The organism is Amycolatopsis sp. NPDC059021, assembly GCF_042739895.1.
GTDB lineage: Bacteria > Actinomycetota > Actinomycetes > Mycobacteriales > Pseudonocardiaceae > Amycolatopsis.
In genome coordinates, this window is the sequence record NZ_JBHYIQ010000005.1 from 49,374 (window position 1) to 67,077 (window position 17,704).

A 17,704-nucleotide genomic window follows, 5' to 3' on the forward strand; every position below is an offset into this window, starting at 1 on the left:
ATCTGCGGTTGTTCGCGGCGCGGTGCGTGCGGGTGGGGGTTGTGGGCGCCCGGGCGCGCCTCCACCCCCCCCCTTCAGCTCACCTGACGCGAGGAAGGTCCCCTTCAGCAATCCGGGGCGGTTGGGCGCGCGCCTTCCGGGCACGGAGGTTGATGAGCACGACCCCGGCGATGCTGACCACGCCGCCGAGGAGTTCGACCGGCCGTGGCACCTCGCCGAGCCAGGCGAACGCGACGGCGAGCGCGACGACCGGGACGAGGTACAGGGCGGCCGTCGCGACGGTGACGCTGTACCGCGCGACCGCGTAGCCCCAGACGACGAAGCCGATGGCGGACGGGAAGATCCCCAGTAACACCGCGGAAATCGTCGTCGGGACAGGCGCCGAGACGAGCCCGTGTGCGGCCGACGGTGCCAGCGGGAGCAGGAACAGCGTGCCGGACCACGTGGCGTAACAGGCGACCTCGATCCCGCTGTACCGGCGGAGCAGGGGTTTGCTGCCGACGTGGTAGATGCCTTGCACCAGCGCCGCCGCTAGGACGCCCCACGCCGCGGCCGAGTACCGGGCTTCGCCGCCCGACAGCGCGATCGTCGCGGATCCGCCGAGCGCGATGACACTGCCGAGCACCTTGCGGCGAGTCAGGCGTTCGCCGAGGAACGCCGCGGCGAGGGCGGCGCTGAACACCGGCGCGACGGCGATCAGCAGGCTGGCCGTCCCGGCGGGAACCCGCACCTCACCCCAGTTCAGCAGCAGCTGGTAGGCGCTCATCCCGGCGGAGCCGCACAGTGCGATGAGCGGTAGGTCCTTCGCGCGGGGGAGCCGGACGCCGAGCACCGGGGCGGCCAGTGCCAAGGCGGCCGAAGCCACCGCGAGCCGGACGAACGCCAGGTCGTACGGCTGGTACCCGGTGAGGGCGGCACGAGTCGCGGGGAACGCCGACGCCCACAGTACGACAGTGGCGGCCAGGGCGAGGGAGGCTTTGGAAATGCTCACCCGTCCAGCGTGCGGGGTTAGGATAGAAAAGGTCCAGTTACTCTTTCTGTACCTATCAGAAAGGAGAGCTTTCGTGTTGGAGATCCGGCGCCTGCGCCTGCTGCACGAACTGGCGCATTACGGCACGATCGCGGCGACGGCCGAGGCCCTCCGGCTCACCGGCCCCGCGGTTTCGCAGCAGCTCGCGGCGCTGGAACGGGAAGCGGGAGCGCCGTTGCTGGAGAAACGGGGACGCGGGCTCGTCCTGACGGCGGCGGGACGGTTGCTCGTTTCCCACGCCGACGTCATCCTCGGCGAGGTCGCCGCCGCGGAGTCGGCGCTCGCCGCGCTCGCCGCGAACGGTTCGGGCACCGTCCGGATCGCGGCGTTCTCTTCGGCGGCAAGGGGTCTCGTCGCTCCGATGTGGACGTCCATTTCGGACGTCGCGCTCCGGCTGGTGGAGCACGAGCCGGAAACGGCACTCCCCGCGCTGATGCACCGCGAGGTCGACATCGCGATCGTGCACAGCTACACGCTGTTGCCGCGGGACACTCCGGCCTCGTGCGAGGAACACGACCTCGCCGACGACCCCGTCCTCCTGGCCCTCCCGCCCGCGGTGGCCGCCGAGTGCGGTCTCGCGGCGGGGGAGAAGGCGCGACTGCGTTCGTTCGCCCGGCATCCCTGGCTCGTCCCGGCCCGCCACTACTCGTGCCACGAGCTGATCCAGCGGGCCTGCGGCGCGGCGGGGTTCGTCCCGGACGTCGTCGCCGAGGCCACGGACTTCTCCGTGCTCACCGCGCTGGTCGCCGGCGGCGCGGGTGTCGCGCTGGTCCCGCGGCTGGCGCTGCCCGCCGCGACCGCCCCGGTCAGCCTGCATCCGCTGAGCAAACCGGTGTCCCGCAAGGTCTACGCGCTGACCAGGACGGGCGTGTCGCGTCGCCCCGACGTGCGCGCCGTGCTCGACGCCCTGCGTGAGCAGGGCAAAACGCGGTAAAGGAACCTTTACTTTTCGCTTCGCGTTGTGGGGGTATGCGTGAGCCGACCACGATCGAACTGGACGGCCGTGACCTGCTCGTCGTGGCCGGACTTCCCGGAGCGGGCAAGACCACGATGCTGCGGCACGCCGCGGGCGAGTTGCCGGTGCTCGACTCCGATCAGGTGCGCCTCCGGCTGCGGGAGGTGCTGCCCGCCTCGGTGGCGTACCGCTGGTACCGGCCGTTGGTGCACGCGGGCCACCGGGCGCGGGTCGTCGGGCGGGCGGCGTCGGCCGGTGGCCCGGTCGTCGTGCACGAGCCTGCCACCCGGGCATCGACGAGAGCGCTGCTCGCCGCGCTCGGCAAGGTGACCGGGCGCCGGGTCCGCATGCTCTGGCTCGACGCCACCGCCGACGAAGCGCTGGCCGGGCAGCGCGATCGAGGTCGCCTGATCCGGGAACGGTCCTTCGCGCGGCATGTCCGGCGGGCGGCCAAGACGCGCGCGGCCCTGCTGTCCGGTTCCGTGCCACGGGGCTGGCACAGCGCACGCGTCATCACCCGTTCGGCCGCCACGGCGACCCGGCTGGTCGAACGGGCTCCGGCTGTCCACAAAGGACGTCCCGGGGTCAGGAACGGGCGGCGTCCGGCGTGATGACGCCGTAGTGCGCGGCGAGCGCGGCGTAGGCGGGGCCGCGCCGCCGGGGCGCCCTGTCGATCAGGCGGCGCAGGGTGCCCGCGCCGAGCGGCTGGTAACGGACCCAGTCCGGCGCGAGATCCCGCGCCTCGGCGAGCCAGCCGATCGCCTCCTTGTCGCGGTGCAACTCGGCGGCGGCCGCGGCCAGGAACAGCCGGTGCCCGGCCTCCCAGAACGCGGGGACGTCACCGGCGGTCTCGGGGACGGCGTCGGCGAGATGAAGCGCTTCCTCGGGATCGCCCGATCGGACCGCGCAGTCGACGCGGTGCAACGCCGCCACCCGGGGGCCGAAGATCGCCGCCTCGGTCGCGGTGTCGCCGCGGGAGCGCGTGGCGGCGGCGTTCGCGGTCACGAGCAGGTCCTCGGCGCGATGCGGGGCACCGGCGGTGAGCGCCGCGGTCGCGGCGTTGAACAGGAGATTGCCGAACACGCCGGCCCGCACCGGATCGCGGTCGAGCATGCGGGGCTCGATCGCGGCCGCGGCGGTGGTGGCCACCCGCTCGGCGTCACCCGCCCGGCCCTGCCGGACCAGTGTCCACGCCAGATAGCGCAGGGAAATCGCGGTTTCGACGTCGGGTGCGTCGGATTCCCTCGCCGCTGTCACGGCTTTCGCCGCCGACGAGTAGGCGAGGTCGTCGAAGCCGAGCCTGCCCGCTATTCCCGCGCCCAGCCGGTAGGCGGTGGACAGCACGCGGTGTGCCCCGGCCCGGTTGTCGTCGGCGGTGTCCCGGACCACGCGGCGGGCGTCGGTCAGCACGGCGGGCAGCGCGTGCAGGAGCTGCCCGTGCAGGCCGTCGACGTAGGCGCGCCACGCCGCGTGGGCACTCGCCGTCAGCTCCGGCAGCGAGAGCAGCTCGGTGGTGTCGGCGAAGTCGTCGAGCCCGGGGACGTGGGAATCGGTGTTGATCGCCCGCCGCAGCGGGGTGATGTCGACGTCGCGGGAATGCGGCGCGGAGAGGTTGCCCAGCAGCGCGTCGACGGACACGCCGAGCGCGGCGGCCAGTTTGCGCAGGGTGGCGGGCCTGCTGGTCTTGCGGGTGCCCTGCTCGATCCTGGCGACGGTGTCGACCCCGACCGACGCCGCCTCCGCGAGCTGTTCTTGCGACATATCCCTCGCCTTGCGGAAACGGGCGAGATTTTCCGCCAGTGAAGCGGTTGTCGTCATTTCTTCCTCCGGCGGTGCGCGGCAGGAGGACGACCCTAGCGCTGTGCGCGCACCCCGTTGTCGCAGATGGCCAAAGTTCGAGTGTGGGCCGCTTCGAGTGCGATGGCCAGACGGCGAGCGAGTGATGGTTTGAGCCGGGCGGTGGCGTCCGCGAGCGAAACGAGCTCCGCGGACAGTATTTCCGGATCGGTGATCTCGAGCGCTTTGACCTCGGCCTCGGAAATGGCGCCGCCGTCGAAGATGAAAGCGAGACCTTCCGGCATCCGGTCGCTGGTGGGCATGTAGTCGATGACCAGCAGATCGCCCGGGGTGGCGGCGATGCCCAGCTCCTCGCCGACTTCGCGGGCCGCGGTCCGCCACGGCGCTTCCTCGGCCTCGCACGCGCCGCCGGGAATGTCCCAGTGCGGTTTGTAGGACGGTTCGACCAGCAGGATCCGGTCCGCGTCGTCGTAGTAGAGGACTCCCGCGGACATTCGCTTCCGGTTCAGCGAACGGACGTACTCGTCGAACGGCAGGAGGTCCACGTCGCCGAGGCTACCGCCGGAAGACCCGATCGGGTGCTCTATGCCTCCGACGCACAGATCACTTTTCTGCCTGGGGGCAATTGATGGTCACAGGCAGTGTTTCTTGTCATCACTCTGCGCCAGAGTTGCTCGTATGTTGACACGAAGAGAGCACTTCGGCAGCTGCCTGGGAGGCCGGGCGTGACAGACCAGTGGCGTGTCTCGGATTTCAAGAACTCGGGGGCTCCGCCGGTGGAGACCGACCCCGGACAATTGCGCGAACTCGCCGAGGAGCGTGCGCGGGCGGCCGAAGCCGCCCGGCCGAGCGGCGAGACCGGCCGATGAGCGCGCTGATCTACCTCAACCTCGACGCCGTCCACCCCGTCATCGACGGCCGCTGGCATCGCACCCGGCTGACCAGCGTTCCCCGGCCGGGGGAGCAGATCACGATGCTGTGCGGGGCCACCGCGGACGCCGAGTTCGAAGGGCCGCGGGAGCACGACGTCCACGGGGTGCCGAAACAATGCTGGGACTGCGATCTCGTGTACCGGCGTGAACACGGCATCGACGTCCTCCCGCAGCATCCGGGCATCCGGCGGGCCGAGCCGGGCCGGGATACCGGACGGGGAAGGAGCGAATCCCGGTCACGATGACCGGCGGGTCGGGCCGGTGACGCGCCGGCTCGTGCCATGATCGACCGCTGTCAGTGGTGTACAGCGACATCAGCGGTCCGATGGTGCGAGTCTGGAGACGTTCGGTATGGCTACGACCCGTGGATCCGGCGCGCGTGGCGGCACGGCGCAGCCGGAGCTCAACAGCGGGATCCTCCCGGGGAACGTGCACGCCGACGACTGGGTGATGTTCACGCTCTCGGTGGTGTCGGTCGGCCTGCTGGGTTTCATGCTGCTCAGCCCGCCTTCCTACCGCGCCGGGATGGTGATCTTCTACGTCGACTGCGGCGTGTGCACGGTGTTCTTCCTCGAATTCCTGTGGCGCTGGCGCAAACGCGGCTGGGACGTGCGATTCCTGGTCCGCAACTGGTACGAGTTGTTCGCGATGATCCCCGTCGCGCATCCGGCGATGAGCGCGCACCGGTTCGTCGTGGTCGTGCTGCTGCTCGTCCGCATCGGCCGCGCCGCCGACCGGGCGCTCGGGGAGCAGTTCACCTACCGGCTCGTGGACAAGCTGTCCGAGCCGATCGTGCAGGCCATCAAGAAACCCGTGACGATCGCGGTGCTCGACGAGGTGGTCAAGGTGCTGGAGACCGGGAACTACCCGGAGAACCTCGCCAAGTCGCTCAGCGAGAACCGGGCCGAGCTGCAGGCCATCATCCGGGAGAAGCTGAGCGAGGACCCGCAGCTGGGCAAGCTGCGGCGGCTCCCCTTCCACGACGAGATCGTGCGCAGCGCGGTGGACACCTCGTTCCGCGTGATCCTCGAGGTGCTGCTGGACCCGAGGATCGACGACTTCTTCTCGGCGGTCGTGCGCGACAACCGCGAGCAGATCCGGCGTGCGGTGGAGCTGGGCCTCAACGAGGAGGATTCCGCGGAGAAGGAACGGTTGCTGCGGGTGCGGACACAGCGTTCGGCGGGCCGGGAGTTCGACGAGCAGCACCGCGGCCCCGGGGCGTGACGCGGCCGCGTGTCATCGGGAATTCATCCGCCGTCGGCAGGATCCGGGTGACCATCGGTCACTCGGAAGGACGCAATGGTCCAGCAGTGTATGCGGTTCGTACCCGGGCTCGTGGCGGTCGCCCTGCTCACCGGCTGCGGGCCGGAGGCAGTGGACGGCGCACCGGCCCCGGCCAGGACGGAGAGCGTCCAGGTCGGGTCGGCTTCGATGACGCCGACGCTCTGGGTACGGGAGAACGTCACGTTCCGCTCGGTCGTGCCAGGGACGTATCGCGCGCATCCCGGGGACATCGTCCTGTTCACCCCGCCGCCCGCCTGGCGGGTGGATGACGGGCACCGGATGATCCTGCGGGTCGTCGCGGCAGGCGGCCAGACCGTGGTGTGCTGCGATCCGGCGGACCACGTCCTGGTCGACGGCACACCGCTGGACGAACCGTATGTCCACGCGAAAGCGGGCGAACCCGGCGGCGGGCAGCAGCGGTTCGGCCCGGTCGTGGTCCCGCCGGACGGCCTGTGGGTGCTGGGCGACAACCGCGCCGAGGCGGTGGACTCGCGGAGCGCGGGCGGCGGCGGGCCGCGCGGCGCGGTTTCCGCCGAGTCGGTCATCGGCGTCCTGGACCCACCGCGGTAGGCAGCGCTTATTCCGGCGGCCGCGCCTGGCCCGCGGCGCGGCGGAGTTCGGTGGCGAGGACGGCGGCCTGGGTGCGGCGTTGCATGCCGAGTTTGCCGAGCAGGCGGGAGACGTAGTTCTTCACGGTCTTCTCGGCGAGGAAGAGACGTTCGCCGATTTCGCGGTTGGTGAGCCCTTCGCCGATGAGGTCGAACACGGCGCGTTCCTGTTCGGACAGCGCGGCGACCGGGTCACTGGTGTCGCGTTCCTTGCGGATGCGGTTGAGCAGCGCGGCGGTGGTGCGGCTGTCGAGCAGCGATCCGCCGGACGCGACGGTACGGATGGCGGAGACGAGGTCGTTGCCGAGGACCTGTTTGAGCACGAAGCCCGCGGCGCCGGCCATGATTGCGTTGAACAGCGCCTCGTCGTCGGCGTAGGAGGTGAGCATCAGGCAGCGCAGGCCCGGCACGGTGGAGAGCAGTTCGCGGCACAGCTCGACGCCGTTGCCGTCGGGCAGGCGTACGTCGAGGACCGCGACTTCGGCGTCGCTGCCGGGAATCCTGGTCAGCGCTTCGGCCGCGGAGGCGGCTTCCCCGGCGATCTCCAGGTCGGGCTCGCTGCCCAGCAGGTCGGCCAGGCCGCGCCGGACGATTTCGTGATCGTCGACCAGGAACACCCGGGTCACCACGCACCACCTCCAGGCAAGGGACGTCGTGCACTGACGGTACTCGCCTGCGGGCGCGCCGAGCCCGGAGACGAAGTCATCGGGCGAAAGGACTTCGTGCCCTAGCGGCGAGGCGTCGCCGGGCCGCGGACGTGCGATCCCCGCGGAGTTCGCGTTCCTCTCGGCCGCCGGTCCTGTGATATCCGCCTTTCCTGCGGGATCGCGCGGGCCGGTGTTCCGGAGTTCCGGGGATTCACGGTACCCGGCGGAAAATTCGCCGGGAATTCCGGAATGCGCGAGTGCGGGGTACGGCGAAAATCCCGGGCGCGCGAGAGCGGTCCGGTGTGGTCGGTTAATTCCCTCCCTTCGAAGGTGTCCGGGTTTTTCGAACCCTGCAATCCTGTGGCCGCCGGGCGAATGCACCGCTCCCCACCGAACGTCCGGTGCGTGGCTGTCTCGCTTGTGTCGGTTGTCCGTTTAGGGCACTTGATTACGTATGGAGGGAATTGCTGTGCGCAGAATCCTGTTGGCCGCACTCGGCGCGTGCGCCGTAGTGCTCGCACTCGCCGCCCCGGCGTCGGCGGCATCGTCGCCGGACACCGCCCAGCCGTCCATCATCGGCGGCGGCGACGCCACCGAAACGTATTCGTTCATGGTGGCACTGAGCAACGGCTGCGGCGGCAGTCTCGTCGCTCCTCAATGGATCGTGACCGCCCACCACTGTGGAAGCGCTTCCCAGGGGCGGATCGGCTCCAGTCAGCACAGTTCCGGCGGTGAGGTCGGCCGGATCGACCGCGCCATCACCAACCCGGGTACCGACCTGACCCTGATGCACCTTTCGCAGCCCGCCCGGTCGGCCCCGATCCGGATGGCCGACAGCAACCCCGCGCCGGGCACCGGCGCCCGCCTGCTCGGCTGGGGCTGCCTGAGCTGGCCCAGCTGCCAGACTCCGGAGACACTGCAGGAAATCGACCTCACCGTTCTCGACAGCGGCGCGTGTGCCGAGGGTGGCGGCGGCGCGGAGGACGTCTGCATTTCCGGGGACTACGCGCATTCCGCGTGTCACGGCGACTCCGGCGGTCCGGCGATCGTCGGCTCCTCGGGCAACTGGACGCTCGTGGGCGAGACTCACGGGCCGGGCGACAACGGGGGCGAGTGCGCGACCAGCACGCTCTACACCGGCATCGCCCAGTACCGCTCGTGGATCGACGGGCAGATCGGGCGTTTCGCGGGAGGCACGCAATGAGCCGGCGTCGTTTCGCCTACGCCGCGACCGGGTTCGCGGCCGTCCTGCTCCCGCTGTCGGGCGTCCAGACGGCGACTGCCGCCGAAGCCTCGCCGCTGGTGGTGAACCTGTACTACGACGCCTCGGACGCCCCCGACTACCAGGCCGAGGCCACGCAGGCCGCGGCGAACTGGAACGGCGCGGTGCACAACGTGCACCTCGACGCGGGCGGTGCCGCCACGATCCTGATCCACGAGGTGACCGGCGGCGGTTCGTACACGCAGACCGACGGGCACGGCAGGGGCGACATCTACATCGACACCGAGCAGGTGGCCGAGGGCAACGATCCCACCCGGATCCTCGCCCACGAGATCGGGCACAACCTCGGTCTTCCCGATCACTACAGCGGTCCCTGCTCCGAGCTGATGTCCGGCCACGGGCCAGGGATCTCCTGCAAGAACGCGATTCCCGACGCGCGGGAACGCGCGCAGGTCGACGCGAACTTCGCCAACGGATTCGCCGCCGCGGCGGCGAATGGCATGCGCGTCTACCGCTGAATCGCTCCGCTCCACGGCGCCGTCCGCACCGAAATCGGGTACGGGCGGCGCCGTCGTGTTCCCGGCCTGGCCAATCCGCCCCGGCCGCCGCGACGAATGTCCGGTGGAGGTGTCGGTCCGGCGGGGGCCGATGCGGGCGGTGAGGACGAGCATGGGTGAGCGCGTGGGATTTTCCGCGCCCGGAAACGGTGAACGGACGGCGGGCGCCGAACTCGCGGAGCTGGTGCAGCGGGTCGGCGCCGGGGACGAGGCCGCGTTTTCGCGGCTCTACGACGCGGTGTCGGGCGCGGTGTTCGGGCTGGCCGTGCGGGTGATGCGGGACCGGGCGCAGGCCGAGGAGGTCGCGCAGGAGGCGCTGGTGGACGTCTGGCGCCGCGCGGCGCGGTACTCGCCCGAGCGGGGCAACGTCATGGCGTGGGTGCTGATGATCACCCACCGGCGGGCGGTGGACCGGCTGCGGTCGGAGTCGGCGGCGGACGAGCGCGAGGAGCGTGCCGGGGCGCTCGACCGGCAGCGGCCGTTCGATTCGGTGACCGAGTCGGTGCTGGCGAACCTCGAACGCGAGCGGGTGCGGGGCTGCCTGTCGGCGCTGACCGGGTTGCAGCGCGAGTCGATCGTGCTGGCCTACTTCAACGGCTACACCTACGCCGAGGTCGCCGAAGTGCTCCGTGCTCCGGCCGGGACGGTGAAGACGCGGATCCGCGACGGGCTGATCCGGCTGCGGGACTGCCTGGGGGTGGGGCGATGAACGCCGAAGTCCACACCTTGACCGGGGCGTACGCGCTGGACGCCGTCTCGGAGACCGAACGGATCGCGTTCGAGCGGCATCTCGCCGACTGCGCGACGTGCCGTCAGGAAGTCTTCGAGCTCAGGGAAACCGCCGCGCGGCTGGGTGCGGCGTCGGTCGTGGAGCCGCCGGCCCGGCTGCGTGCGGCGGTGCTCGACGGGATCGCCCGGACGCGCCAGCGGCCGCCGGTCGTGACGGACGGGGACGGCAGACCCGCGCGGCGGTGGCGGCGCTGGGCCATCGCGAGCGTAGCCGCGGCGGCGGTCGTCGCTGGGGTGATCGTGGCGGGACCGGGGCAGACGCCGGATCCCGCACAGCGGTACGAGGCGGCGGTCGGCAGCGTGCTCGCCGCGCCCGACGCCGTCACCGTGCACGGAACCGGGCCGGGGGCGGGGACGCGGGTCGTGGTCTCGCGGGCGCGGGGCGAGATCGTCGTGCTGGCGGCGGGACTGCCCGCGCTGGATCCGGCGCGGGTGTACCAGGTGTGGGTGATCGGCCCGGACGGTCCGCGTTCGGCGGGGCTGCTGGCAGGGCAGCAGGCCCCGCCGGTGCTCGCGGCGATACCTCAGGAAGCCGACCGGGTGGGGATCACCGCCGAGCCCGCCGGTGGTTCGGCGCATCCGACCACTCCGGCCGTCGCGATGATTTCCCTTACCTGACGCGGGTTTTCCTTCGATAGTCCACAAAGGATTTTGCGTCACTCGAATGGATGGCAATCCTTTTCGGACGCGGCGACGAATTACTCGCAGCACGAACCACTACGGGGAAGTGCATCGCACAATGGAGGGATTCACGTGAAGATTCGTCTCATCGGGGCCGCGGCCGCCGCCGTCGCCGGAGTTTGCCCGCTCGCCGCCTGCAGTGGTGGAAGTGCTTCACCGGGCGGCGGTTCCGGCGCTCCGATTGCGTCGAGCCCGGCGAGCGCGCCGGCGTCGAGTCCGGCGGCGGCCGCCGGTGTCACCACGAACGCCGACGTGTTCGGCCCGGCGTGTTCCCAGCTGCCGCAAGGGAACGCGCCGGGCAGCCTGGATTCGATGGGGCCCATGCCGGTGGCGAGCGCGGCGTCGACCAACCCCCTGCTGACCAAACTGGTCGCGGCGGTGAAGGCGACCAACCTGGCCGACACGCTCAACAGCCAGCAGGCGATCACCGTGTTCGCGCCCGCGGATCCGGCGTTCGCCGCGCTGGGCGACGCGAAGTTCAAGGAACTGGCGGCGAGCCCGGACAAGCTGGCACCCATCCTGCAGTATCACGTCGCCGGGAAACGCTACGACGCCAAGGGACTCGCCGCGGCGGGCAGCGTCACTTCGCTCAACAGCACGGGCGGCCCGGTGAAGATCGAGGGCTCCGGCGAGAACATGACGGTCAACGGCGCCAAGGTCCTCTGCGGCAACATTCCGACCAGGAACGCCACCGTTTTCGTCATCGACAAGGTTCTCACCCCGGGGACGAACAAGTAATCCGTCGCGCGGAAAGGAGAAGTCATGACGAACGCGCCGCGTTCCCTGCTCACCGCGCGGGCCGCCGCACAGGTCGTCGCGGTGGGCGTGGGATCGGTCTTCCTGCTCGTCGGGATCCTCGGATTCGTGCCCGGTGTCACGACCGGAATGGACGGGTTCACGATGTTCGGGCATCACTCGACGGCGTTGCTGCTGGGCGTGTTCTCGGTTTCGGGTCTGCACAACGTCGTGCACCTGCTCTTCGGCGTCGCCGGGCTGGTGCTGTCCCGCGGCCCCGGCGGGGCCAGGGTCTTCCTGCTGGGCGGGGGAGCGGTCTACCTCGTGCTGTGGCTGTTCGGCCTGATCGTCGATCAGGGCAGTGCCGCCAACTTCGTCCCGGTCAACACCGCGGACAACTGGCTGCATCTCGCTCTCGGTGCCGCGATGATCGCGCTCGGTGTGCTCACCCGGCAACGGGTGGCGAGCACGCGGTGATCGCCGGGCGGCCCGGTCCGGCGAACGGGTCGGGCCGCCGTGGCGCTCGGGCGGATGTTCATCGGCGGCCTCGTGTTCGGGGCCGCCATGTGGTATCCCGGGAGTCGTCGACGATGACGGGCTGAACCGGGGGCCGCGATGGCTTGGGCACGGGAACTCACCGAGCCGGAACGGATCGAGATCACCCGGAAGGCCGCACGCGCCCGGGTCGAACTCGGGCTCCGGCGCTATGCCTCCCCGCGCCGCGTCGTCCGTGCGGTCGCCAAGCGGATCTCCCGGCGGCGCACCACTTGTCTCGGCGAGGACGAGCTCGTCGCGGAGGCTACGGCCCTGGGATTCCTGCTCGGCGAGCAGTGGCGGCTGAAGCTCGGCTGGCGGTGGCGGTACGTCACCGACGGTGCCTGGCAGGGCTTCGCGGTCACCACGATGGACGAACAACTCGTCTATCCGTGTGTCAGCCGGGTGATGACGATGCTCGCCGACCAGAACGAGGAAGTGAACGTGGTGACCGTCTTCAAGATGGTCGCCGCCGGCAACATGCCGCCCGCACGCCCTTCCGGCTATCAATGGCTGAGCTGAGCCCTGGAACTTTCTGTCCACTTAGGACACCGTGGTGTCCTGGCCGGGGTCACCCGACGGCGTACTGCGCGATGCCGTCGCCGAACGACCAGTCGATCGGCTCGTTCTCGGTCAGCCTGACGAACACGTTCCGCGGCTCGGTGCCCGCGTACTTCCCGGCGAGTTCGGCGATCCGGCGATACAGCGCCTGCTTCTGCTCCGGTGTGCGCCCGCGCCGCATGGTGATCGAGACGAACACGAGGTCGTCGTCGCGGCGGATGCCGAGGTAGCCGTCGTCGTAGCGCAGCGTGCCGCGGGTGCCGTCGTGACTGGTGAGGACCTGGAACCGGTCGTCGGCCGGGATGTCGATCGTCTCGGTCATGGCCTCGTGCACGGCGCGGCCGAGCGCGTCGAGCCGGGCGGTGTCCGCCTTGAGCGCGTCGATACGGACGAAAGGCATGTCGGTGGTCTCCTTCGGTGGGGATCAGCGGGTGAGCAGGCCGAGGGCGCCGTCGACGGCTTCGGCGTATACCGTCGCCGACCCGGCGGCGCGGGCCAGGACGTAACCGCCCTGCAGGACGGCGACGAGCGCGGTGGCCGTGGCGGACGGATCGAGTGCGGCGTCGAGTTCGCCGTTCTCCCGGCCTTCGGCGAGCAGCGCGGCCAGTTTGCCGGTGAGCCAGGCGAAGGTCTCTTCGACCGGCTTGCGCAGTCCAGGATCCGCCATGACGTCGGGGTCCTGGGTGAGACGCCCGACCGGGCAGCCCTTCAGCGCGTCCCGCTCCCGCCGCAGGTACGCGGTGACCCGCTCGAGCACGGTGCCCGGACCGTCCAGTTCGGCCTCGGCCCTGGTTCTCAGGTCCTGCGCGCTGCGGTCGATGGCGGCCAGTGCGAGGTCGGGCTTGCCCTGGAAGTGGTGGTACATGCTGCCCTGCCCCGCGCCGGACCGCTCCTGGATCGCCTTCGGGCTGGTGCCCACGTAGCCGCGCTCCCACAACAGCGCGCGGGTGCTCTCGATGAGCCGCTCCCTCGTGTCCATGCCCTCACTATACATACTAGTAGGTACAGGCCGGGAAGGAGTCCTTCACGGACCTGCCGGAAGGCCTCGGCCTGGGGGTATCCATAGGCGTTGTCGGGGCACTCGATCTTTGTGTTTCCCAGCGTCCCGTCGCGCTGCTTAGCGTGGGGACAGGCCCGGAAAACGGCCGGGTGAAAGGGAAAGAGGAGCGGATCGATGACGGAACACACGTTGCGGGACAAGGTCGCGGTGATCGCCGGGGGCGCGAAGAACCTGGGCGGGCTGACCAGCACGACGTTCGCGGACGCCGGTGCGAAGGTCGTGATCCACTACCACGGCGACGGGTCGGAGGCGGACGCCGAGAAGACCGCCGACGCGGTACGCGCGGCCGGGTCGCAGGCGGTCATCGTGCAGGCGGATCTGACGCGGGTCGGCGAGGTGCGGCGGCTGTTCGACGTCGCGGTCGACGAGTTCGGCGGTGTCGACGTGGCGGTGAACACGACCGGGATGGTGCTGCGCAAGCCGATCCTCGAAACCACCGAGGACGAGTACGACACGATGCTGGCGATCAACGCCAAGGCCGCGTACTTCTTCCTCCAGGAGGCGGGCCGCAGGCTCAACGACCACGGCAAGATCATCAGCCTGGTCACCTCCCTGCTGGCCGCCTACACCGACGGCTATTCCACCTACGCCGGCGGCAAGGCGCCGCTGGAACACTTCACCCGTGCGGCGTCCAAGGAGTTCGCGGCGCGCGGCATCTCGGTCACGAACGTCGCGCCCGGCCCGATGGACACGCCGTTCTTCTACCCGCAGGAGACCCCCGAACGGGTGGAGTTCCACAAGTCCCAGGCGCTGGGCAACCAGCTCACGCAGATCGAGGACATCGTGCCGCTGGTCCGGTTCCTGGCGACCGACGGCTGGTGGATCACCGGGCAGACGATCTTCGCCAACGGCGGCTACACCACCCGCTGACCACGCCACGCGGCGCCGGGTGGGTGATGATCGACGGGGCCGTCCGGCGCACGAGAAGGAGCAGAAGATGACGCAGCAACCGACGAACCCGGTCGTCCAGGCGTTCGTGGCCGCGATCAACGCCGGGGACCGGGCGGCGTTCGACGCGGTACTGGCCGAGGACGCGACCATGTCCGACGACGGCACGGACCGGGATCTGGCCGCGTGGGTGGACAAGGAGATCTTCTCCGCGGACGGGCGGATGACCGTCGAGTCCGAAGAGGACGGTGGCTTGGCGCTGGTGGCGACGTTCACGAACTCGACGTGGGGCGCGATGCGGACGCGCTGGCGGTTCACCGTGCGGGACGGCAGGATCGCCCGGTTCGACACCGGGCAGGCTTGACCCCGCCGCCCGGCGGGCGGGCCGGACGCGGGGGAGGGTGACATGGGCTTGGATCTGCGCAAGCTGGACCATCTGATCGCCGTCGCCGAGGAAGGCAGTTTCACCCGCGCCGCCGCGCGGCTGCACCTTTCCCAGCAGGCGCTGAGCACCTCGATCCGCACCCTCGAACGCGAGGTCGGCGTCCCGCTGCTGGACCGCGACGCCACGGGCGTCACCGCGCTGCCCGCCGGGCTGGCCCTGATCGAGGACGCGCGTGTCCTGCACGGCGTCGCCCGGTCGGCCGTCCGGCGGGCGCGGCGGATCGGCCGAGGGGAAGCCGCGACGCTGCGGATCGGGCACACCCCGGCGGTGACGGGCGAGGAGGTCACCGCGTTGCTGCGCACCGTGCTCGCCGAGCTGCCGGACCTGCGCACCGAGGTGAATCAGCGGTATCCCGGCCAGCTCGTCGAGCAGCTCCTCGGCGGCGGGCTCGACATCGCGCTGTGCCGGGGGACGCGGCCACCGCACGGGCTGACGCGCACCACGCTCGCGAGGCACCGGCTGGCGATCGCCGTCGACGCGGACCATCCGCTCGCCGGCCGGGACCACGTCGGCCTTCCCGAACTCGCCGGCGAGCAGTTCGTGGTGTGGGGCGAACCCGGCCGGTCCGGCTACACCGATCTCCTGCTCGACCACTGCCGCCGGGCCGGGTTCGAGCCCCGCGTCACCCGGAACCCCATCCAGGGCACCCCGCCGGTCACCGCCGTCCTCGGCACCCGGCACGTCGCCTTCGTGACGGCGCGGCCCGGCACCGCCGCGGACGGCCGCGTGCGCGTCCTCGCAGTGCGGCCGTCCATCCACGCGCCCCTGCACGCCTTGTGGAACCCGCACACCACCAGCGAGATCCGGGACGAATTCCTCGCCGCCAACGGGCAATGACGGACCTTCACGGCTCCAGGACGTCGTCGCGGAGCGTGGCCCATTGCAGGGAATGGTGGATTCCCTCCGCGATCGAGTATTCGGGCTGCCAGCCGAGGAGGTGCCGGGCGCGGTCGCTGCGGGTGTAGGCGCCCACGACGTCACCGGGCCGCCGGTCGACGTCGACGGACTCGAGGGGCAGATCGGTCACCTTGTTGAAGGCGGTGAACAACTCCCGGACGGTGGTTCCCGTTCCGGTGCCGAGGTTGATCGCCGTGAAACGGGCGTCCTCCTCGAAAAGGGTGTCGAATCTGCCGAGCGCGGCCACGTGGGCGGCGGCCAGATCCCACACGTGCACGTAGTCCCGGATCCCGGACCCGTCCCGCGTGGGGTAGTCGGTGCCGGTCACCCGGAACGGGCAGCCCTGTTCCTGGGCCTGGATCATCTGGCCCAGCGCGTGGCTCGGCCGCCGCAACTGCAGACCGGTGCGCATCTTGGGATCCGCGCCGATCGGATTGAAATAGCGGAGGGACAGCACCCGGATCGGCTGCGTGGCGGCGATATCGGCGAACATCTGCTCGCAGATGGCCTTGGTCCGCGCGTACGGGCTCTGCGGCGTGATGGGCGAGTGCTCGTTCACGCTGAGGTCCGCGGCGGGCCGGTAGATCGACGCCGACGAGCTGAACACCAGGCGCCGGGAGCCGTTGCGCAGCAGATGGGCGGCGAATTCCAGGCTCTTGGCGACATTCGCCCGGTAGTACCGGACGGGATCGGTGACCGAATCGGGAACCACGATCAGCGCCGCGCAGTGGATGACCGCGTCGATGTCCGGATGCTCCCCGAAGACGCGGTCGACGAGCGCGCCGTCGGCGATGTCTCCCTCGTAGAAGACACGCCCCGCGGTGAACTCGCGCCTGCCGGTCGCGAGATTGTCGAGGATCACCGGTTCGATGCCCTCGTCCGCGCAGGCCGAGGCGATCGTGCTGCCGATGTAACCGGCGCCGCCCGCGATGAGCACCTTCACCGTGGCCTCCCTCCCTCGGTGCCCGCACGGCGTTCTCGAAGACGAAGAGGGGGAGCTTCGACGTCTTCACGCGCCCTGCGCGGCGAGCGTGTCGCGCAGGGACGATCGCTTCAGGACCAGTGCCTCGTCGCCGGCGTAATCGACGACCAGTGCCTCGCCCGCCAGACGGCCGCGCAGCACGATGTCCTCCGCCGCGAGATCGACGACCGTCCACAGTGCACCGGACCGGTCGTCGGGGGTCGCGACGAACAGGCCGAGATCGGGATCGAGCCTGGCCGAACGGACGCGGTCGACGGGCACGCCCAGCCGTGCGAGCACGTCCCGCTGCCCGGCGTTCAGCGCGGTCTCCGGCAGGCGGGCGATGGACGTCGCGCCGATGCGTTGCAGCAGCGAGATCTTCGCGGTGCGCCGGTAGCGCGGCTGGGTGCAGTCCGCCAGGAACCTGGTGAGCACGCAGGATTCCGCCGCGTGACGGTCCACCAGCCCGCTGACGCTGTTCGCCCGGACCCGGTACACGTAGGTGGCTTCCGCGGGTTTGCTCACCGTGGCCCCGGCCGCCACCATCCGCAGCCACAGATCCCAGTCCTCGTAGTAGTCGATCGGGCGGTATCCCCCGGCTTCGGCGTAGAGCTCCCTGCTGTACATCCCGCCGATCACGACGTAGTTCTGGACCAGCAACTGGTCCAGTTGGTCTCCGGGCGCGGGCAGCGAATTCTTGTGGTAGGCCGCCACCTGCCAGGGATCGACGCCGTTCCACACCAGGGGGCGGGGGCTGATCAGCCCCGGCTTCTCCAGGTACGCCGCGCACATCGTCGAAACGTGGTGCGGGAGCAGGAAGTCGTCGGCGTCCAGTTGGAGGACGACCTCGGTTTCCAGCGCCGCGATCGCGCGCTGCCGGGCGTGCGAGATGCCACCGCGGGTTTCCGACTTGAGCACGGTCAGCGGCAGCACCTGCGCCCATCGGGCCGCCAGCACACCGGTGCGGTCGCGGGAACCGTCGTCGACCACGACGACCTGGTCGACCGGCTGCCGTTGCGCCGCGACGGAGGCCAGCGCCTGGTCGATGAACTCCGCCGAGTCGCAGGCGGGGATGATCACGCCGATGGTCGGCGGTGTCGGCGAGACTGTCATGTTCCCTC

At 70.5% G+C, this 17,704-nt stretch carries 24 protein-coding genes; 16 read left to right on the forward strand and 8 right to left on the reverse strand.

Annotated elements, in window-relative coordinates; all coding sequences use genetic code 11:
- Nucleotides 1–79: 79 nt before the first annotated feature.
- Nucleotides 80–991 (reverse strand): DMT family transporter, encoded by a 912-nt coding sequence (locus ACFWX1_RS04040; protein ID WP_378383582.1) that lies wholly within the window; start codon nt 989–991, stop codon nt 80–82.
- 73 nt (nt 992–1,064) lie between these two features.
- On the opposite strand from ACFWX1_RS04040, the gene ACFWX1_RS04045 reads away from it, so the two are divergent.
- On the forward strand, nt 1,065–1,964 hold the full coding sequence (locus ACFWX1_RS04045) for a LysR family transcriptional regulator (RefSeq protein WP_378383584.1): 900 nt from the start codon (nt 1,065–1,067) through the stop codon (nt 1,962–1,964).
- Nucleotides 1,965–1,999: 35 nt separating this feature from the next.
- Nucleotides 2,000–2,596 carry an AAA family ATPase gene (locus tag ACFWX1_RS04050; protein WP_378383586.1) on the forward strand — a complete coding sequence of 199 codons (597 nt, stop codon included), beginning with the start codon at nt 2,000–2,002 and terminating at the stop codon, nt 2,594–2,596.
- Here the strand turns inward: ACFWX1_RS04050 and ACFWX1_RS04055 are convergent.
- Both ACFWX1_RS04055 and ACFWX1_RS04060 read right to left on the reverse strand, forming a co-directional pair.
- Nucleotides 2,571–3,803: a helix-turn-helix domain-containing protein gene (locus tag ACFWX1_RS04055; RefSeq protein WP_378383588.1), complete on the reverse strand. Its 1,233-nt coding sequence runs from the start codon at nt 3,801–3,803 to the stop codon at nt 2,571–2,573. The two genes, ACFWX1_RS04050 and ACFWX1_RS04055, sit on opposite strands and share 26 nt — an antisense overlap.
- A gap of 35 nt (nt 3,804–3,838) precedes the next feature.
- Nucleotides 3,839–4,327, reverse strand: a complete 489-nt coding sequence (locus ACFWX1_RS04060; protein ID WP_378383590.1) for an NUDIX domain-containing protein — start codon at nt 4,325–4,327, stop codon at nt 3,839–3,841.
- 180 nt (nt 4,328–4,507) lie between these two features.
- On the opposite strand from ACFWX1_RS04060, the gene ACFWX1_RS04065 reads away from it, so the two are divergent.
- From ACFWX1_RS04065 to lepB, 4 genes are all read left to right on the forward strand, one after another.
- Nucleotides 4,508–4,651, forward strand: a complete 144-nt coding sequence (locus ACFWX1_RS04065; RefSeq protein ID WP_378383592.1) for a hypothetical protein — start codon at nt 4,508–4,510, stop codon at nt 4,649–4,651.
- Nucleotides 4,648–4,959, forward strand: coding sequence for a hypothetical protein (locus ACFWX1_RS04070; RefSeq protein ID WP_378383594.1), 312 nt, complete (start codon nt 4,648–4,650; stop codon nt 4,957–4,959). The genes ACFWX1_RS04065 and ACFWX1_RS04070 overlap by 4 nt, the downstream gene beginning before the upstream one ends.
- Nucleotides 4,960–5,065: 106 nt before the next feature.
- The gene (locus ACFWX1_RS04075) at nt 5,066–5,938 is read left to right on the forward strand and encodes an ion transporter (protein ID WP_378383596.1); all 873 of its coding nucleotides are present in this window, start codon (nt 5,066–5,068) and stop codon (nt 5,936–5,938) included.
- Nucleotides 5,939–6,028: 90 nt separating this feature from the next.
- Nucleotides 6,029–6,568, forward strand: a complete 540-nt coding sequence (gene lepB, locus ACFWX1_RS04080) for a signal peptidase I (protein WP_378383598.1) — start codon at nt 6,029–6,031, stop codon at nt 6,566–6,568.
- Nucleotides 6,569–6,575: 7 nt separating this feature from the next.
- Here lepB and ACFWX1_RS04085 read toward each other — a convergent pair whose 3' ends face one another.
- A complete protein-coding gene (locus ACFWX1_RS04085; RefSeq protein WP_378383600.1) occupies nt 6,576–7,235 on the reverse strand; it encodes a response regulator in 660 nt (219 codons plus the stop codon).
- Between the two features lie 487 nt (nt 7,236–7,722).
- On the opposite strand from ACFWX1_RS04085, the gene ACFWX1_RS04090 reads away from it, so the two are divergent.
- From ACFWX1_RS04090 to ACFWX1_RS04120, 7 genes are all read left to right on the forward strand, one after another.
- Nucleotides 7,723–8,457: a S1 family peptidase gene (locus ACFWX1_RS04090; protein WP_378383602.1), complete on the forward strand. Its 735-nt coding sequence runs from the start codon at nt 7,723–7,725 to the stop codon at nt 8,455–8,457.
- A complete protein-coding gene (locus tag ACFWX1_RS04095; protein WP_378383604.1) occupies nt 8,454–8,993 on the forward strand; it encodes a snapalysin family zinc-dependent metalloprotease in 540 nt (179 codons plus the stop codon). Before ACFWX1_RS04090 ends, ACFWX1_RS04095 begins: the two co-directional genes overlap by 4 nt.
- 151 nt (nt 8,994–9,144) lie before the next feature.
- The gene (gene sigK / locus ACFWX1_RS04100; RefSeq protein ID WP_378383606.1) at nt 9,145–9,741 is read left to right on the forward strand and encodes an ECF RNA polymerase sigma factor SigK; all 597 of its coding nucleotides are present in this window, start codon (nt 9,145–9,147) and stop codon (nt 9,739–9,741) included.
- Complete coding sequence (locus tag ACFWX1_RS04105) at nt 9,738–10,439, forward strand: anti-sigma factor domain-containing protein (protein WP_378383608.1); 702 nt, start codon at nt 9,738–9,740, stop codon at nt 10,437–10,439. The genes sigK and ACFWX1_RS04105 overlap by 4 nt, the downstream gene beginning before the upstream one ends.
- Nucleotides 10,440–10,574: 135 nt before the next feature.
- Entirely contained in the window at nt 10,575–11,240 is a 666-nt protein-coding gene (locus ACFWX1_RS04110; RefSeq protein ID WP_378383610.1) for a fasciclin domain-containing protein, read from the forward strand.
- Between the two features lie 24 nt (nt 11,241–11,264).
- Nucleotides 11,265–11,714, forward strand: coding sequence for a DUF4383 domain-containing protein (locus ACFWX1_RS04115; protein ID WP_378383612.1), 450 nt, complete (start codon nt 11,265–11,267; stop codon nt 11,712–11,714).
- Nucleotides 11,715–11,852: 138 nt separating this feature from the next.
- A complete protein-coding gene (locus ACFWX1_RS04120; protein ID WP_378383614.1) occupies nt 11,853–12,293 on the forward strand; it encodes a hypothetical protein in 441 nt (146 codons plus the stop codon).
- A gap of 49 nt (nt 12,294–12,342) precedes the next feature.
- Here the strand turns inward: ACFWX1_RS04120 and ACFWX1_RS04125 are convergent, their stop codons facing one another.
- Together ACFWX1_RS04125 and ACFWX1_RS04130 are read right to left on the reverse strand one after the other, a co-directional pair.
- Entirely contained in the window at nt 12,343–12,732 is a 390-nt protein-coding gene (locus ACFWX1_RS04125; protein ID WP_378383616.1) for a tautomerase family protein, read from the reverse strand.
- A 24-nt stretch (nt 12,733–12,756) separates the two neighbouring features.
- Entirely contained in the window at nt 12,757–13,311 is a 555-nt protein-coding gene (locus tag ACFWX1_RS04130) for a TetR/AcrR family transcriptional regulator (protein ID WP_378383618.1), read from the reverse strand.
- A gap of 195 nt (nt 13,312–13,506) precedes the next feature.
- On the opposite strand from ACFWX1_RS04130, the gene ACFWX1_RS04135 reads away from it, so the two are divergent.
- The 3 genes from ACFWX1_RS04135 to ACFWX1_RS04145 all read left to right on the forward strand — a co-directional run bounded on the left by ACFWX1_RS04135 (nt 13,507) and on the right by ACFWX1_RS04145 (nt 15,562).
- Entirely contained in the window at nt 13,507–14,262 is a 756-nt protein-coding gene (locus ACFWX1_RS04135) for an SDR family oxidoreductase (protein ID WP_378383620.1), read from the forward strand.
- Between the two features lie 67 nt (nt 14,263–14,329).
- The gene (locus ACFWX1_RS04140; RefSeq protein WP_378383622.1) at nt 14,330–14,644 is read left to right on the forward strand and encodes a nuclear transport factor 2 family protein; all 315 of its coding nucleotides are present in this window, start codon (nt 14,330–14,332) and stop codon (nt 14,642–14,644) included.
- A 42-nt stretch (nt 14,645–14,686) separates the two neighbouring features.
- A complete protein-coding gene (locus ACFWX1_RS04145) occupies nt 14,687–15,562 on the forward strand; it encodes a LysR substrate-binding domain-containing protein (RefSeq protein WP_378383624.1) in 876 nt (291 codons plus the stop codon).
- A 7-nt stretch (nt 15,563–15,569) separates the two neighbouring features.
- Here the strand turns inward: ACFWX1_RS04145 and galE are convergent, their stop codons facing one another.
- Nucleotides 15,570–16,565, reverse strand: coding sequence for a UDP-glucose 4-epimerase GalE (galE, locus tag ACFWX1_RS04150; RefSeq protein WP_378383626.1), 996 nt, complete (start codon nt 16,563–16,565; stop codon nt 15,570–15,572).
- A 66-nt stretch (nt 16,566–16,631) separates the two neighbouring features.
- A complete protein-coding gene (locus ACFWX1_RS04155; RefSeq protein ID WP_378383628.1) occupies nt 16,632–17,696 on the reverse strand; it encodes a glycosyltransferase family 2 protein in 1,065 nt (354 codons plus the stop codon).
- Between the last annotated feature and the right edge of the window lie 8 nt (nt 17,697–17,704).

Bases quoted from the DNA above. Each gene is read 5' to 3' on its own strand.
- ACFWX1_RS04050 (WP_378383586.1), top strand. From the start codon at position 2,000: ATGCGTGAGCCGACCACGATCGAACTGGACGGCCGTGACCTGCTCGTC.
- ACFWX1_RS04055 (WP_378383588.1), bottom strand. From the start codon at position 3,803: ATGACGACAACCGCTTCACTGGCGGAAAATCTCGCCCGTTTCCGCAAG.
- ACFWX1_RS04070 (WP_378383594.1), top strand. From the start codon at position 4,648: ATGAGCGCGCTGATCTACCTCAACCTCGACGCCGTCCACCCCGTCATC.
- ACFWX1_RS04075 (WP_378383596.1), top strand. From the start codon at position 5,066: ATGGCTACGACCCGTGGATCCGGCGCGCGTGGCGGCACGGCGCAGCCG.
- lepB (WP_378383598.1), top strand. From the start codon at position 6,029: ATGCGGTTCGTACCCGGGCTCGTGGCGGTCGCCCTGCTCACCGGCTGC.
- ACFWX1_RS04095 (WP_378383604.1), top strand. From the start codon at position 8,454: ATGAGCCGGCGTCGTTTCGCCTACGCCGCGACCGGGTTCGCGGCCGTC.
- sigK (WP_378383606.1), top strand. From the start codon at position 9,145: ATGGGTGAGCGCGTGGGATTTTCCGCGCCCGGAAACGGTGAACGGACG.
- ACFWX1_RS04105 (WP_378383608.1), top strand. From the start codon at position 9,738: ATGAACGCCGAAGTCCACACCTTGACCGGGGCGTACGCGCTGGACGCC.
- ACFWX1_RS04115 (WP_378383612.1), top strand. From the start codon at position 11,265: ATGACGAACGCGCCGCGTTCCCTGCTCACCGCGCGGGCCGCCGCACAG.
- ACFWX1_RS04120 (WP_378383614.1), top strand. From the start codon at position 11,853: ATGGCTTGGGCACGGGAACTCACCGAGCCGGAACGGATCGAGATCACC.
- ACFWX1_RS04125 (WP_378383616.1), bottom strand. From the start codon at position 12,732: ATGCCTTTCGTCCGTATCGACGCGCTCAAGGCGGACACCGCCCGGCTC.
- ACFWX1_RS04130 (WP_378383618.1), bottom strand. From the start codon at position 13,311: ATGGACACGAGGGAGCGGCTCATCGAGAGCACCCGCGCGCTGTTGTGG.
- ACFWX1_RS04135 (WP_378383620.1), top strand. From the start codon at position 13,507: ATGACGGAACACACGTTGCGGGACAAGGTCGCGGTGATCGCCGGGGGC.
- ACFWX1_RS04140 (WP_378383622.1), top strand. From the start codon at position 14,330: ATGACGCAGCAACCGACGAACCCGGTCGTCCAGGCGTTCGTGGCCGCG.
- ACFWX1_RS04145 (WP_378383624.1), top strand. From the start codon at position 14,687: ATGGGCTTGGATCTGCGCAAGCTGGACCATCTGATCGCCGTCGCCGAG.
- ACFWX1_RS04155 (WP_378383628.1), bottom strand. From the start codon at position 17,696: ATGACAGTCTCGCCGACACCGCCGACCATCGGCGTGATCATCCCCGCC.